This is a genomic window from Flavobacteriales bacterium (assembly GCA_016715895.1).
Classification (GTDB): Bacteria; Bacteroidota; Bacteroidia; order Flavobacteriales_F; family PHOS-HE28; genus PHOS-HE28.
Genome location: JADJXH010000004.1, coordinates 1,540,111 through 1,555,447, shown reverse-complemented (window position 1 = coordinate 1,555,447; position 15,337 = coordinate 1,540,111). Strand labels below are relative to the sequence as shown.

The following is a 15,337-nucleotide window of genomic DNA, read 5'->3' as shown; positions in this document are numbered from 1 at the left end:
GGCGACCACCGGGCGAAGGATACCCGCGAACCCTGGCCTTCGACCGGCGTACAACGGGCATCGACCACCACCCCTCCCTCATGGAACGATACGACCTGTGCGTCATCGGTGGCGGCCCCGCCGGATACGCGGCCGCCATGCGCGCCATCGACCTTGGCCTGCGCACCCTGCTGGTGGAGAAGGACCGTATCGGAGGCACCGGCATCTACAACGGGGCGCTGATGTCCAAGACGCTGTGGGAGATCGCCCAGCGCGTGGCCGGCACCAACGCCATGGTGCGCACCCGCGGCATCCCGCCCTTCCAACCGTCGTGGTCGGGCATCACCCGCGCGGTGAATGAGGCGGTGTTCGAGCGCAAGTACCTCTACGCCTGCCACATGCAGCTGCTGGAGGGCCAGGGCCGCCTGTTCCAGCACGCCCGCGGCAACGCATCCTTCATCGGGCCGCACCACGTGGCCATCGACCTGGCCGGCCAGCGCCGGGTGATCGAGGCGGACCATGTGGTGATCGCCACCGGATCCAAGCCACGCTCGCTGCCCGGACTGGCCGCGGACGAACAACGCATCCTCACCAGCGACGGCATCTTCCAGCTCGAGGAGCTGCCGGAGAGCATCGTCATCGTGGGCGCCGGGGTCATCGGCTGCGAGTTCGCCACCATCCTCAGCCACCTGGGACGCACGCGTGTGCACCTCATCGACCGCACCGAGCGCATCCTGCCGTTCGAGGACGCCGACATCAGCGAGCTGGTGGCCGGCAATCTGGAGCGCAACGGCGTGGTGATCCACCGATCCGCCAAGCTGGAGCGTCTGGAGGCGATGCCCCACGGCGTGGAGTATGACCTGAGCTACGCCGACGGCACCACCGAGCGTGTCACCGTGGAGAAGGCGCTGCTGTCCGTGGGCCGTTCACCCAGCCTGCAGGGCCTGGGCCTGGACCTGGCCGGCCTCGCGGTGGATCCGCGCACCGGCGCACTGGCCGTGGACGGCATCCGCACCGCTCAGGAGCACATCCTGGTCGTGGGCGACGCCACCGGGAGCAACATGCTGGTGAACCTCGGCGAGCTGGAGGGCCGGCATGCCGCCGAGCTCATCGCCGGCCGCCGCCCCGCGCCGATCAGCTACGGACAGGTCAGCACGATCATGTTCCTCGATCCGGAAGTGGCCGGGGTGGGGCTCAACGAACAGGAATGCCGCCGGCAGGGCATCGCGCACCGGGTGGCCCGCATCGACTACAGCTGCCTGGCCCGCGCCATCGCCATGCGCCGCACCCAGGGCTTCTTCAAGGTCATCGTCACGGACGACGAGCACATGCGCATCCTGGGCATGCGCGCGGTGGGCGAGCACGCCTCCAGCGCCATCGAGGCCGTGGCCCTGCTCATGCACATGGGTCAGGGCATCCAGCACCTGGCCGAGCTCGTGCATCCCCACCCCAGCATCATCGAGGGGGTTCAGGAATGCGCACGCATCCTGATGGGCACCAGCATCTTCAAGCCCGAGGTCTTCGCCGATCGCATGCAGAGCCGCACCTGGCGACCACCCGCCGCCGTGGAGCAGGCCGCCTGATCACGGGGTGCCCGGATCCTGGAAACGCGGGTCGTTCACGAAGTCGTGGTCCGTCAGCGCATTAAGGAAGGCCACCAACGCCGCCTTGTCCGCCGCTGGTAGCTGCAACCCGCCCTGCGTGTGCTTCATGAAGGGGCTGATGGTCTCCGAGGGGATCCCGCCCGAGTTGTAGTGCTCGATCACCTCCTCCAGGGTCTGGAACCGACCATCGTGCATATAGGGCCCCGACAAGGCCACGTTCCGCAGGGTGGGCACCTTGAACTTGGCGCGGTCCAGGGGGTCACCGGTCACCTCGTATCGCCCCAGGTCCGTGAAGATGGAATCCAGGCCGTTGTTCTCGAACTGGCCGTTGGTGAAGAGTCCGCCCACCTGGGTGTGGCAGTGGAAACAGTCCGCGCCCCATTGGCCACCTTGGCCATCTGCTGGATCGCCACCCTCCAACTGGGTGAGGATGAAGCCGCGCTGCTCCTGCTGCGTGAACACCGCCTCGCCGCGCGCCACCTTGTCCACCTTCGAGTTGGCGCTGATCATCGTGCGCAGGAACTGGGCCATGGCCTTGGCCACCAAGGTGCTGTCGATCACCTCGGTGTTGAAGGCCTGGATGAAGAGCGCCCGGTACGCGCTGTCCGCCTGCAGCTTCGCCACGGCATTGGGCCATGTCTCGTGCATCTCGATCGGGTCGATCACCGGTTGCAGGATCTGCTCCTCCAGGGTGGCCTCGCGCCCGTCCCAGAAGAAGCTCGTCTCCCAACCGAGGTTCATCAGCGCCATGCTGTTGCGTCGACCTTCAATGCCGTCGATGCCCGTGCTGAAGGCGTTCGGTCCATCGCTGAAGGCCGTGGCCGGGGCATGGCAGCTCGAACAGCTTTGTGTGTTGTCGCCGCTCAAGCGCTCCTCGTAGAACAGGTAGCGGCCCAGTTCCACGCCCTTCACCGTGATCGGGTTGTCGGCCGGGATCACCATCGGCGGGAAGTTCGCGGGCGTCACCAGCGGATAGGGCGTGGGGTCGTAGACGGGCCCGTTGCCGCCGCCGCCCCCACCTCCCGATGGCGGGTCCGGTCCGGGCTTGCGGCAACTGGCGATGGCCATCACCCCGAAGGCGATGGCGGCAAGGATGCGGGTGCGTGTTCCGATCATGGCACTTGATCGAGGCTGCGTTCGTCCGTCAGGGCGTTCAGGAAGGCCAGCAGGTCGGCACGCTCCTGGGCCGTGAGGGTGAAAGGCGTCATCAGCGGATCCTTGTTGGGGTGCGCCACGCCACCGGAGGCGAAGTGATCCACCACCTCACCCAACGTGGCCATGGCCCCGTCGTGCATGTACGGGGCGGTGAGCGCGATGTTGCGCAGCGTCGGCACCTTGAACTTGCCCTCGTCGGCCGGGTCGAGGGAGATCCGCGCCCGGCCGGGGTCCGCGTAGGTGCTGTACTGGCCCACGTTGCGGTAGCTGTGATCGCTGAGGTCGAAGCCTCCATGGCAGGCCGTGCAGCCCATCACCGGGCCGGAGAACAGCTCCCAGCCGCGCACCTCGCTTTCGGTGAGCGCCGTGGTCTCGCCCTGATACAGGTAGCGGTCGAAGCGCGACCAGCCGCTGATCAGTGTGCGCTCGTAGTTGGCGATGGCCCGGGTGATGACGTAGGGATCGAGCGGACGGCCATAGGCCTGCTGGCTCAGGCTCCGGTAGGGCTCCACATCGCGCAGGTCTTCGGCCACGGTGAGGATGCTGTGGTCCATCTCCAGGTCGTCGTGGATGGGCGCCAGCACCTGCAGCTCCAAGGTGGGCACGCCGCCGTCGCGGAAGAGCGCCGGGTGGTAGGCCACATTGGCGAGCGTGGGCGAATTGCGCAGCCCGGGCTGCTGGGCCACCCCGAGGCTCAAGGCCACCGTGTCGCTGAACGCCCGGTCCGTGAAGTGGCAACCGGCGCAGCTCAAGGTGCCGGTGCGCGACAAGCGCGGCTCGAAGAACAGGTGCCTGCCCAGTTCCACGCTGGGCCTGGTGAGCGGATTGTCCGCCGGCACCGGTGGGGCAGGCATCCAGGCAGGCAGGTCGAGGATGAAGGGCTCCACCGGACCGTCCTGCTGCAGCAGTTCATCCTTGCGGCAGCCCGCCAGCCCGACCATCAGCACCGCTATCGCCAGCCGACCCTTCACTCCACCACGATGCTGTTGAGCACGTTGTCCGTGAACCGCAGGGCAAGAGGCATGTTATCCCCGTGCGCCTGGTGGTCCACCGCCAGATCGATCGTGTCGATCGGGTTGTGGAAGAACTCGTCCACTGCAAAGCGCAGGACGAGGTCCGTGGTGTCGCCCCCTGCCACGGTGAACGGAGCCGCGAAGTCGCGATCGCTCACCCGGTAGCAGGGCGCCATACCGGTGTGGATGGAGAACAGGCTCATGGGGGTGCCCGTGCCGTTGGGATCGGTATCGTAACGTCCGTCCAGCATCACGAACCGGTAACCGGTGGCCCAGGTCCAATAGGTGCCGTTGCTCACGCTTAACGGGTGACCCACGGGGTAGAGCACAGGGTCCGAGGTGTTGAGGTCGACCGGCACACCCAGGCCGAAGTGCAAGCCACTGTAGGTGCCGGCCTCGGCGGCGTAGACGAACGCATCACCACCGTTCAACGCATCGAACAGGGCGATGTCGGTCAGGGCGGATGCTCCACCGGGTCCGGTGAGTCGCACCTCGGCCAGGTAGAGCTTCAACACCTCCACTTGGGTGCGGTAGTTGCTCACGTTCAGATGCACTTCTCCGGCCTGGAGCGGCTGCCCCTGCCAGGTGGCCTCCACCTTCAACCGGACGTAGCCTTCGGGGCCATCCACCGTGTAGGGCTTGTGGCAGCCGGCCAGCATTGCGACCGAGGCGGTCAATGGCGCGATGGAACGAAGCAGGGTTCGCATGGGATGGGTTCTGGTGAAAGGATGCGTTCAGGCGTTGGTCCGTTGCCTGACCCCCAAAGGTACGACCCGGCCGGGCCGGCCAGGGTGAGTTCGGTCACGTTCCTGTGATCACCAAGCCAACGGTCGGACCGCCCGAACGGTTCAAGTGATGGCGTGGTCCGCTCAAGGTGACCGCCATGGTGCTCCCTTGGTTCCGCTTTCCTGTTCCAGCTTTTCTGTTCCCGCTTTCCTCCTGCTGCTTTCCTCCTGGCTCGCCGCAGCCTTGGCGAAGGCGGCCCTCTACCTTCGAGCCCCATGCTGCAGGTGCTGCACAGTTCCGCCGGCTCCGGCAAGACCCACGCCCTGGTGAAGCGCTACCTCGTGCTGGCCCTCCGCCCCGACCGGCCCACCGCCTACCGCGGCATCCTCGCCCTCACCTTCACCAACAAGGCCGCCGGGGAGATGAAGGAGCGTGTGCTGCACTACCTCCGCCTGCTGGCCGATGGCGCCCACGACGATGCGCGCATCGCCGACCTGTTGCAGGCGCTCCGCACCGAGCATGGCCTGGATCCCAAGGCCGCGGCCATCGGGGCCGCCGCCGTGCTGCATCACATGCTGCACCACTGGTCCGACCTGTCCATCACCACCATCGACGCCTTTGTACGGCGGCTGGTGCGCCCCTTCGCGCGCGACCTTCAACTGGACCACGAGCTGCGCATGACCACCGACCAGGACTGGTACCGGGACCGTGCCGTGGATCTGCTGCTGGAGGCCGCCGGCCGCGACCCCGCGCTCACTGAAGTGCTGGTGGCGGCGTGCAGCCGTTTGGTGGAGGATGAGGCACGGTGGAACCCTTCGGCACCTTTCTCCGAACTGGCGAAGATGCTCGATGACGAGGAGGCCGTGCGCCACCTGGAACAGCTGTCCACCGTGAGCGCAGAGGCCTTGCTCCGCACGGATGCCGCCCTGCGTGCCGCCATTCACGCGTTCCGCCGGGAAGCCCGCATGCTGGGCCGCGCCGCCCTGGACGCACTGGCGGCAGCTCACCTGGAGCTCGAGGATCTCGCGCACACGAGATCGGGGTTCCGGTCGGTCCTGACCAAGCTGTCCGACTTCAAGGATGATCCGATCGAGGTGGGAACGAACGCAACAAAGCCACTGGCCACCGGCGTGTGGTGGAGCAGCAAAGCGACGGCCGCCGCGCAGGAGGAGTTGAAGCGCCTCGCCCCGCTTCTGGAACGCACCCTCACCACCGTCCAGCGCTGGCAGGAGGAAGGCCGCTTCACGGCCCACTGGCTGCGGATCCTGATCCGCCGCGACCTGATGGCGCTGGGCGGCATGCGCGCCCTGGCCGACGCGCTGCGCACCGCCAAGGACGAGGATGGGGTCACCTTCTTCCAGGACCTCACCCGTGCGGTGGAACGGGTGGTGCGCGAGGAGCCGGTCCCCTTCCTGTACGAGCGGCTGGGCCAACGCTTCCAGCACTTCCTCATCGACGAGTTCCAGGACACCTCGGTGATGCAATGGCATGCGCTGCTCCCGCTGGCCGAGAACGCCCTGGCCAACGGAGGCTCGGTGCTGCTGGTGGGCGACGCCAAGCAGGCCATCTACCGCTGGCGCAATGGAGAGGTCCGTCAGTTCAAGGCGCTGCCTGCGCTGCATGGACGCGACCAACTGGCCGACGGGGTCCGCCGCGAGGCGTTCCTGAAGGCCTCCGCCGCGCCCATCGAACCGCTGCGCGACAACCACCGCTCCTCGGCCACCATCGTGGCGTTCAACAACACGCTCTTCGACCGGCTGCGCGAGCTGCTGCCCGAGGCCCTGCGCCCCATCTACGACGAGCAGGCGCAGACGGCACGCAAGCCACCGGGCGGATTCGTGCGCCTGGACGTGGTGCCGCCCACCAAGGACGACACGGAGGATGTGCCTTGGACCGAGGCCTGGCTGCTGCGTGGCGTGGCCGAATGCGTGGAGGATGGGCACCGCGCAGGAGACATCGCCGTGCTCGTGAGGTCCGGCACACAGGGCTCGCAGGTCGCCCGCGCCCTGAGCCGGGCGGGGTACGCGGTGATCAGTCCCGACGGTCTGCGGCTGAAGGGCGATGCCGCGGTCGACCTGGTGCTGGCGCTGCTGCGTCTGGATGTGCGTGCGGACGACCACACGGCCCTGCAGGCCCTGGCTGCGGCCGTGGAGGCCGGCGTGCTGCCACTGGAACGGATGAACCCTCCCGCGGACACAGGACCCGGCACCGCACTGCAGCGCCTGCGCACCTGCCTGCCCCCCGGCACGCGAGCGGCCGCCACCCTGCTGGACCGGGTGCTGGGCCATGTGGAGCGCTGCGGCCTTGACCCTGCTGCCGATGCCTTCCTGAACGCGCTCCTCGAGGCGGTGCGCGAACACCAGCAGGCCCACGGCCACGACCCTGCGGGCTTCCTGGAGCACTGGGAACGCGGTTACGCCGGCCGTTCCATCACCGCCCCCGCCGGGCTGGACGCCATCCAGGTGATGACCATCCACAAGGCCAAGGGCCTGCAGTTCCCCGTGGTCCTCGTGCCCTTCACCAGGATGTCCGGCGGGGGACGCACGAGCACCAGCGTGTGGACCAGCCCCGGCGGCCTGGCACCGGAGCTTCCCACCGCCCGGCTCACCTTCAAGGGCCGCAAAGCCCCCGATCTGCCCGCCGTGGCGGACGAGCTGGCGATGCAGGACCTGGACGCGCTCGATCTGCTGTACGTGGCCTTCACCCGCCCCGAACAGCGCCTGTACGCGGCCGTTCCGCAGAGCCACGGCGACACCCTCACCAAGGCCCTGCTGGAGCACCTGGTGGCGATGGGCGGCGCGCTGGCAACGGGGCTCACCATCGGGGATCGGACCACGGCCAGCGCAGCATCCCGCCCTGAGACCCACGATCCGGTGCTGCGACCGCTTCCGCCCGGCGGTGGTGTCCAGCTGCTGGTGCGCGACACGGTGCGCGATCACGACCCGATCGGCGCGGATGACCGGCGGATGACCGGCGAAGCCCTTCACCACCTGCTGGCACAGGTGCGCACTGCGGCCGACATGGAGGCGGCGTTGGTCGCAGCGGTGGCCTGCGGCGACCTGCGGCCCGACGAGCGTGACCACTGGCAGCCCCGCCTCGCGGCCTTGCTGGACCGATCGGACCTCGCTCCGTGGTTCGGACCCGGGCTCGACGTGCTCACGGAAACACCGCTGATCCTTGGCGAGGGGCGCAGTGCCCGTCCGGACCGGCTGGTACGCACCGCACACGGCTGGGGGGTGCTCGACATCAAGACCGGGCATCCGCACCCCGCACACGCCGAGCAGGTGCGCGGGTACATGGACGTGCTGCGCACAGTGACCGGTTCGCCCGTGCACGGGGCACTGCTCTACCTCGCCACCGGAACCCTCGAACCCATCGCATGAACACCACGGTCACCTGGCGGACACACCCGTTCAACGCGCTCGATGTGGACACCCTGTACGCGCTGCTGCGCCTGCGCACCGACGTGTTCGTGGTGGAGCAGAACTGCCCGTACCCCGAACTGGACGACCGCGATCAGGGTGCCCTGCACGTGATCGGCCGGGATGCGTCGGACCGGGTGGTGGCCTACGCGCGCATCCTTCCGCCAGGCGAGGATGGCCTGCCTGCCGTGGGACGTGTGGTGGTGGACAGCGGCCACCGCGGCACCGGCCTCGGCCATGAGCTCATGCGTGAAGTGATCGCCGTGCTCAGGCACACCTACGGAAAGATCGACAGTCGCATGTCCGCGCAGGCCCACTTGGAGCGCTTTTACGCTGCGCATGGCTACCAACGTCAGGGTGATGTCTTCGACCTGGACGGCATTCCCCACATCGCGATGCGCCTCAGCGCACCAGCGTGATGGAACCGACGAACTCGTAGCGCTCCGGGCCGTGCTCGGCCAGCCACGCCTTGTAGGTGTACACCCCGATCGGCAGTCCGGCGCCATCCCAGCCTGCCTTGGGGTCCTGCGTGTGGAAGAGGCGCGTGCCCCAACGGTCGAAGATGGCCAGGTCGTACTCCCGCGCACCGATCACCACCGGCAGCCAGAGGTCGTTCAGGCCATCCCCATCCGGAGTGAACGCGTTCGGGGCATGGAACAGCGATCCGGTGACGATCACGCGGATGCTCGTGGTATCGCGACAGCCCAACCCGCTCGTCACCACCTGCACCACCTCGAAGGTGCCCGCCTCCTGGAAGGCGTACGTGAAGCTGGGCGTGGTGAAGGTGTTCCCCTCCACCGTGTACAGCCAGCTGTCCGCATCCACAGAGGCGTCGTTGATCGTCACATCGGGATCGAGCACATCCACCACCGGTGTGCTGGTGTACAGTCCCGCCGTGGGCGGAACCCACACCTTGACGGCCGATGGCCGCAACAGGCTCACCGTGTCGATGCAGCCGCTGTCCGTCATCACCGTGAGCTCCACATCGTACAAGCCCTCCACCGTGTACGTGTGCACAGGCAGGCTGTCCGTGCTCGAGGTGCCATCGCCGAGGTCCCACGCGTAGGTCATGGGGGTCCACGCCGTGCTGAGGTTGTCGAAGCGTACCTCCAGGGGCAGGCAGCCCATCGTGTCCGTGGTGAACGAAGGCACCGGAGGCGGGAACACCTTCACCGTGTCCGTGTAACTGTCGGTGCAGCCGTGGTCCGTGAGCGTGACGGTGACCACCTGGTCACCCGGTTGCACGAAGGTGGCGGCGATGGAGGGGCCGTTCATCTGTTGCGGCGATCCACCCGGCCCCAGGTCCCAGAGGACCCCCGCCTGGGGGGTGAAGTTGCCGGTGACGGTGAGGGGCACCGGTCCGCCGCCAAGGCATTGGATGGGTGGCGGTGTGAACCCCGGTTGCAGGGGAGGATAGATCTCGAACGATGCGAAGGAAGTGTCGGCGCAGGGCCATCCGGGGTTCACGATCAGCATCACGTTGTACACGCCCGTGTCGCCGTAAGTGTATGAGGGGGCGAACTGGCTGCTGGTGTCGGTGCTGCTGTTCGGATCGCCGAAGTCCCACAGGTAACTGCTGCCACCGATGCTCTGGTTCACCATGTTCACCAGGTAGCCATCACAAAAGACCTGCTGCTGCTGGATGGAGCTGAGGATGGTGACCACGCAGGGCACCGCATCGAAGCGGAAATCGCGCCTCACCTCGCTGAGCAGCACGCCCGCCCGGTACTCCTTCACGCACACCCCTACGACGTAGCTGCCCATCTGGCTGGGCGTCACGGTCAGCAGACCCGTCACGGGATCCACGGCCAACGGTGGGTTCGCATCCATCTGATAGGCCTGCGAATACCCCGGTGCCCAGAGCACCGGCGTGTACGGCGGCCCGGCAGGCGGGGTGGGCATCGGGTTGAAGGGGTCACCACCGGTGAACGGGGTGCACAGCTCGTACACCAGCAGATCGCCATCGGGGTCCGTCGCCGAATGGTCGAAGACCATGTTCTGCCCCACGCAAAGGGCGATCGGCGGATATGCGTTGAACACCGGGCTCGAGTTGGCCCCGGTCTGGTTGACATCGGGCACCGCCACGGTGCAGGTGAGCCCCTCATCGCCCGGGTTGGCCACGTTGAGGATACTGGGCGTGCGGCAGCAGCGTTGGTAGCTCACGACGTAACCACCCGGGATGGGCGGGAGGTCCAACACAATGCTGTACTCGGCCTCCTCCACGCAGATGGTGGGCGGCGCGGTGAGGCAGGGGTTGTTGAGCACCACCGGCACCGGCGTGGATCCGGGGAACGGAATGAACTCCGAGAACAGGTAGGTGCCCGATGCGTCGAAGATGCCCAGCTCGGCCTGCGCGTCGAAACCGGTGCCGTTCACGTTGTTGGGGCCGCAGTCCCGGTACAGCTGCAGGGTGAAGAGGTAGCTGTCGCCCCCCTGATGCACGTAGTACAGCTCGCCACCGATGATGTGCGTGGCCAGGGCCGGCAGGGCCTGCCACACCATCCCGATCAGCACGAGCGTACGCATCATCCGAGGGAATGACGACAAGGTAAGCCCCCCGGTTGTTCGGACCAGCGACCGGACGAGGAACGGCGATCAATCGAGCGAACGCGAGGCAAGGGCCTCGTACTCGCTCGCGGCCACGGGCAGATAAGCCCCGTCAGCACCCTCCAGCATCTCCATCACCCGCACGCGTTCGGGATAGGCACGGGCCTCCACCCGATGCCGAAGCACCCTGCTCCCGATGAGCTGCAGCTCCTCGAAGCGGTCCTCCGCTTCGATGCGATAGTAGTTCGTGCCATGGGCCGAACGCCGGTACTGGGGAAAGTCGATGTGCATGCCGGGTCGCCGAACGCTCCGCTAATTTGCACACCCCCATGGCATTCCTGCGCCTGCTGGCCGAGCGGCTCCTCCACGATCATGGCGCCGATCTCGCGCGCGTGGCCGTGGTGCTGCCCAGCCGGCGCGCAGGCTTGCATCTCCAACGGCACCTGGCCCGCGCGCATGGCGGCCCGCTCTGGAGCCCCCAACTGCTGACCCCGGACGGTTTCCTGGAGCGGCTGTCCGGCCTGCGTGAACAACCTGTTCACCTCACGCTGCTTGAGCTGTATGCGGTGCATCGCGACCTGAAGGGCCCGGCCGCCGACGACCTCCACACCTTTCTGGGCTGGGCGCCCACCGCCCTGCACGACATGAACGAGGTGGACGAGCACCTGTTGGACCGCGATGTGGCCTATCGCGACCTGCGGCACATCGAGGAGATCGACGCGTGGAGCTTCCGGGGTGGCTCCCTGAGCGAAGGCCAAACGCGACTGGCACACCATTGGGCGCACCACGCCGCGCTGCACCGGGGCCTGGAGGAACGCCTCCTGCCCGAGCGCGTCGGCACCCGCGGGCTCGTCGCGCGCATGGCGGCCTCGCTCGTTCCGCACGCGGCCCGGCCCCTCCCCTGGACACAGGTGTGGTTCGCCGGACTCAACGCCCTGTCCCCGGCGATGCACCGCGTGATGGATGCCCTGCGGCAGCGCGGCGTGGCCCGCTTCGCCTGGGATGCCGACGCCCACTACCTCAACGATCCCCTGCAGGAGGCGGGCCGTGCCCTCCGGGACGCCATCGCACGCCACGGGCCGGGCGAAGTGCCCGTCAGCACGCGCATCTCCGCCGATCCCCCCGCCGTGCACACCATCGCCCTGCCCAATGCCATGGCCATGGTGCATGCCGCGGTGCACCAGGTGATCGAGCTGAGCGAGGAGGAGCGGGCCCGCACCTGTGTGCTGCTCGCCGACCCGCACGCCCTGCTGCCCTTCCTCAGCCTGCTTCCGGCATCCTGCGCGCCGGTGAACGTCACCATGGGCCTGCCGCTGACCCAGTTGCCGCTCCACGGTCTGTTCGTGCTGCATGCCCGGCTGCGCAACGGCCGTTCAGGACCCACCCTGCGCTCCCGCGATCTGTCGGCCTTCCTCGAGCACCCCGCCTGGGCCGATGCGGGCCCCATCGCCCATCTCCGCACGTGGTCACGGAACGAACGTCGTTCGCAGCTGGCCGTGGATGACATCCTGCGAGGGCTTGAGGGCGAGCTCCCGGCGGCCCTTCACCGGGCGCTCACCCTGGAGGAGGGCCACGCCCGCTCCGCCCTGGTGGAGGCCGTGATCCTGGCGAACCCGGACCCGTTCGTGCAGGAACAGGCCCGCCGCATCGCGTTGGTGCACGACCAGGCGGCGACCGCCCTGGCTTGGAGCGGCGACCGGCCCGGCCGGGATGGTGCGCTCGGTCTGGAGGAACGCCTGCTGCGGCAGGCCCGCGTGGATCTCCGCGGAGAACCCATGGCCGGCCTGCAGGTGATGGGCATGCTCGAGTCGCGCGCCACGGACCATGCCCGTGTGATCATCGTGGGTGCCAATGAAGGAAACCTTCCCCCGGCCGACCCCCCGCAGAGCTTCATCCCCGGTGAGCTGCGCCATGCCCTCGGCCTGCCCCTGCGGGCCGATACCGACGCCGTGGTCGCGCACACCTTCATGCGGCTGCTCCATCACGCCCGGGAGATCACACTGCTGCACGTTTCGGGCGGCGATGTGGAGCAGGAGCGCAGTCGCTTCGTCCTTCAGCTCGAGCATGAACTGCCCGGCATCCTGCGGGCTTCCAGCCTTCGTCCGGCCATGGCCGTCCGGTCCGATGCCTCCTTGCGGCTGCCGCTCACGCCCGAGCTGCGGCAACACTTCCAGCGCAAGGCCGAACGGGGCCTGAGCCCGACGGCGCTCACCGACCTGCTGACCTGCCCGCTGAACTTCGTGTTCCGCCACGGATGGGGTGTCAGCGAGGAACCGGCGCCCGGCGCGGCCCTGGGCGACAATGAGCTGGGCACCCTGGTGCATGCCACCTTCGAATCCCTCTATGGCCCCTTCGTGGGCGCCCTCATCGACCCGGACGCCCTGCTTGCCGCCCTGCCCGCGGCTTTGCACGCCCTGGAGGCCGCCCTGCCCGCTGGGTTGAACGCGACAGAAGGCCCGGTGCTGCTTCAGCTCAGTATGGCCCGTCAGGCCATCGAGCGCGCGGTGCGCCATGAGGCGTCCACCATCCGCAGCGGCAGCGCCATCGAGCTGGTCGGCCTGGAGACCCGGCTGTCGGCAGAACTGCCCGCCACCGCGCATGGCCAGACCCATCCGGTGCGGCTGCACGGCCGGGTGGACCGGATCGACCGGCGTGCCGGGCATGTGCACCTGGTGGACCTGAAGACCGGTCGCGTGGACCCGAAGGACCTCAAGCTCGACCTCCCTGGTCCGCTCACCGCCGATCATGGCAAGGCCGTTCAGCTCCTCACGTATTCCTGGCTGTGGCTCGCGCACGATCCCGGGTGCGCTTCGGTGACCGCCGAACTGCGGCCCCTGCGCAGCAGCGAGGCCGCTGCGGGGCTTCCCTTGATCCTGAACGGCAGCTCCGTGATCCGAAGGGAGGACGCTCCGCTGATCGAGGAAGCGCTGGGCGCGCTCATCCGGACGCTCTTCGATCCGACCACGATGTTCGGCCATCGGCCCAAGAGCGCCTACTGCACCATCTGCCGCGCCTGAGCCCGGAACGAACAAAGGGTGCCGAAGCACCCTTTGCCCATGAGGTCCGTGGACCGGTCAGCGGTACACGATCTTGTGCACGTCGGTGGTGCCGTTGCGCGTGATTTTCAGGTAGTAGATGCCGTTGCTGGAGGTGCGCAGGTCCATCTCCTTGCGGTAGGTGCCCTCGAAGCCGCGCAGCAGGTCGGTGAAGACGCTCTGGCCGAGGGTGTTCACCACCTCCACCTGGATGTCCGACGGTGTGGCCACCAGGAAGGAGAAGACGAACTGACCGTCATTGGGGTTCGGAAGGATGGTGACCGCGCCGTCGAGCTCGCTGGCGTTGATCGACTTCTGATAGATGGTGCCGGTGCGATCCACACCACCCAGGGACAGGTAGTAGTCGGCATTGTTCAGCGTTTCACCCGTCCAGCTGTCGTTCAGCAGTTCCACGGCCGCCTCACCGGTGAAGGGGATGCTCAGCACGGTGTATTCGCGGCCACCTTCCCAGGTGGCGCCGGTGTTGCGGATCGCCTCGAAACCGAAACCCGCATACACCTGATAGTTGTACGAACCGCTCTCGCGCACGCCGCCGGAGGGGGCGATGGGGATGTAGGTGCGCGGACCTTCCGGCTGGGTGGCTTCTCCCAACTGAACGTTCGCACTGCGGTCCCAGCGCAGCGTGAAGACCACGGAACTGAAGATGCCGTCGAAATCCGCCGTGGGGCGGACGCGGACCTCCAACTGGCCGTTGTTGGCGAACAGGCCGATATCGACCGGGCTCTGGGCCTGGACCATCGCGGCGGCGCCCAGCATCAAGGCCAGGCCGGTGGAACGAAGGGTAGTGGTGCTCATGCGCATGCGGAGTTCAAAGTGGTGTTCTGGACCTCGGCGACCGGATACCGCCGGTCCCATGGACGAGACGAAAGTAAGGCGATCGGGATGCCTCGCGCAAGCCCAGGCGTTCGGTTCGGGGTCCGATCACGTCGACCGGTGACGAACGGCCGACGAAACAACCGGAACGCACGGCCGGAAAACCGAACAGGGGCCCGTTGTGGGCCCCTGCGCGGTAAACCTGCAAGGAATAGGATGGAACCAACGTCAGGGGTGGAAGAATTTCCCGCTGACATCTTCAAGACGCGGGCCCCTGCGGAGGGTTGCCTGCCCCCCGGACCTCAGTACATGAATTTGTACCCCACGCCGCGAATGCTCAGGAAATGCACCGGGTTCCGTGGGTCGGGCTCGAACAGCTTGCGGAAGGCCACGATGAAGTTGTCGATGGTCCGGGTGGTGGGGAACACATCATAGCCCCAGACCTTGTGGAGGATATCCTCCCGGGAGACCACCTCGCCGGCATGTTCGATCAGCAGGCGCAGCAACATCACTTCGCGTTGGGAAAGGGTCCGCGCCCCCCCCACCCCGCGGGCCTCGAAGGCCACCAGGTCGACCTCGTTGGGCCCGAAGCGGACCTTATCCGGGAGCGCGGCGGGTGGGCGCTCGTCCGACCGGGCCACCAGCTTGGCCACGCGCAGCATCAACTCCTCCAGGTCGAACGGCTTGCCCAGGTGATCGTCACCCGTGCGCAGCCCCCGCACGCGGTCGGCCGTTGCGGTGCGTGCCGTCAGAAAGAGCACCGGCGTCCGGTCGCCCTCCAAGCGGGCCTTCTCACACACGCTGAACCCGTCCATCCCGGGCAGCATCACATCCATCACGGCTGCGTCGAACCGGGCGCCCCGCAACCGCTCCAAGGCCTCCGGACCCGTGGATGCGGTGGTGACATGGTAGCCTTCCATCTCCAGGTTCAGGCGCAGGGTATGGCGCAGGCTCTCCTCATCCTCCACGAGCAACACCCGGGGCTTGGCGGCTTTTTGCATCGGGCGCAAAGTTCGGCACCG

11 protein-coding genes are annotated in these 15,337 nt (G+C 67.6%); 4 read left to right on the top strand and 7 right to left on the bottom strand.

From position 1 onward, the window contains the following. Positions 1-80: 80 nt before the first annotated feature. Positions 81-1,562, top strand: coding sequence for an NAD(P)/FAD-dependent oxidoreductase (locus tag IPM49_15425; protein MBK9275912.1), 1,482 nt, complete (start codon positions 81-83; stop codon positions 1,560-1,562). Here the strand turns inward: IPM49_15425 and IPM49_15420 are convergent, their stop codons facing one another. From IPM49_15420 to IPM49_15410, 3 genes are read right to left on the bottom strand one after another with little or no spacing between them, the layout of a single operon-like run. Then, positions 1,563-2,699: a cytochrome-c peroxidase gene (locus IPM49_15420; protein ID MBK9275911.1), complete on the bottom strand. Its 1,137-nt coding sequence runs from the start codon at positions 2,697-2,699 to the stop codon at positions 1,563-1,565. It lies immediately after the preceding gene. After that, positions 2,696-3,679, bottom strand: a complete 984-nt coding sequence (locus IPM49_15415; protein MBK9275910.1) for a c-type cytochrome — start codon at positions 3,677-3,679, stop codon at positions 2,696-2,698. The genes IPM49_15420 and IPM49_15415 overlap by 4 nt, the downstream gene beginning before the upstream one ends. 26 nt (positions 3,680-3,705) lie before the next feature. Continuing rightward, positions 3,706-4,458 carry a hypothetical protein gene (locus IPM49_15410; GenBank protein ID MBK9275909.1) on the bottom strand — a complete coding sequence of 251 codons (753 nt, stop codon included), beginning with the start codon at positions 4,456-4,458 and terminating at the stop codon, positions 3,706-3,708. A gap of 294 nt (positions 4,459-4,752) precedes the next feature. Between IPM49_15410 and IPM49_15405 the strand changes: the two genes are divergently transcribed. Continuing rightward, positions 4,753-7,860, top strand: a complete 3,108-nt coding sequence (locus IPM49_15405) for a UvrD-helicase domain-containing protein (protein MBK9275908.1) — start codon at positions 4,753-4,755, stop codon at positions 7,858-7,860. Further along, entirely contained in the window at positions 7,857-8,318 is a 462-nt protein-coding gene (locus IPM49_15400; protein ID MBK9275907.1) for a GNAT family N-acetyltransferase, read from the top strand. The genes IPM49_15405 and IPM49_15400 overlap by 4 nt, the downstream gene beginning before the upstream one ends. Here the strand turns inward: IPM49_15400 and IPM49_15395 are convergent. Next, positions 8,302-10,425 carry a PKD domain-containing protein gene (locus tag IPM49_15395; GenBank protein MBK9275906.1) on the bottom strand — a complete coding sequence of 708 codons (2,124 nt, stop codon included), beginning with the start codon at positions 10,423-10,425 and terminating at the stop codon, positions 8,302-8,304. The two genes, IPM49_15400 and IPM49_15395, sit on opposite strands and share 17 nt — an antisense overlap. A 69-nt stretch (positions 10,426-10,494) precedes the next feature. Then, positions 10,495-10,737, bottom strand: coding sequence for a hypothetical protein (locus IPM49_15390; protein ID MBK9275905.1), 243 nt, complete (start codon positions 10,735-10,737; stop codon positions 10,495-10,497). Between the two features lie 38 nt (positions 10,738-10,775). Here IPM49_15390 and IPM49_15385 point away from each other — a divergent pair, with 38 nt between their 5' ends. Beyond that, the gene (locus IPM49_15385) at positions 10,776-13,463 is read left to right on the top strand and encodes a PD-(D/E)XK nuclease family protein (protein ID MBK9275904.1); all 2,688 of its coding nucleotides are present in this window, start codon (positions 10,776-10,778) and stop codon (positions 13,461-13,463) included. Between the two features lie 57 nt (positions 13,464-13,520). Here the strand turns inward: IPM49_15385 and IPM49_15380 are convergent, their stop codons facing one another. Further along, the gene (locus tag IPM49_15380; protein MBK9275903.1) at positions 13,521-14,297 is read right to left on the bottom strand and encodes a T9SS type A sorting domain-containing protein; all 777 of its coding nucleotides are present in this window, start codon (positions 14,295-14,297) and stop codon (positions 13,521-13,523) included. Between the two features lie 320 nt (positions 14,298-14,617). Further along, positions 14,618-15,316 carry a response regulator transcription factor gene (locus IPM49_15375; GenBank protein MBK9275902.1) on the bottom strand — a complete coding sequence of 233 codons (699 nt, stop codon included), beginning with the start codon at positions 15,314-15,316 and terminating at the stop codon, positions 14,618-14,620. Positions 15,317-15,337 lie beyond the last annotated feature (21 nt).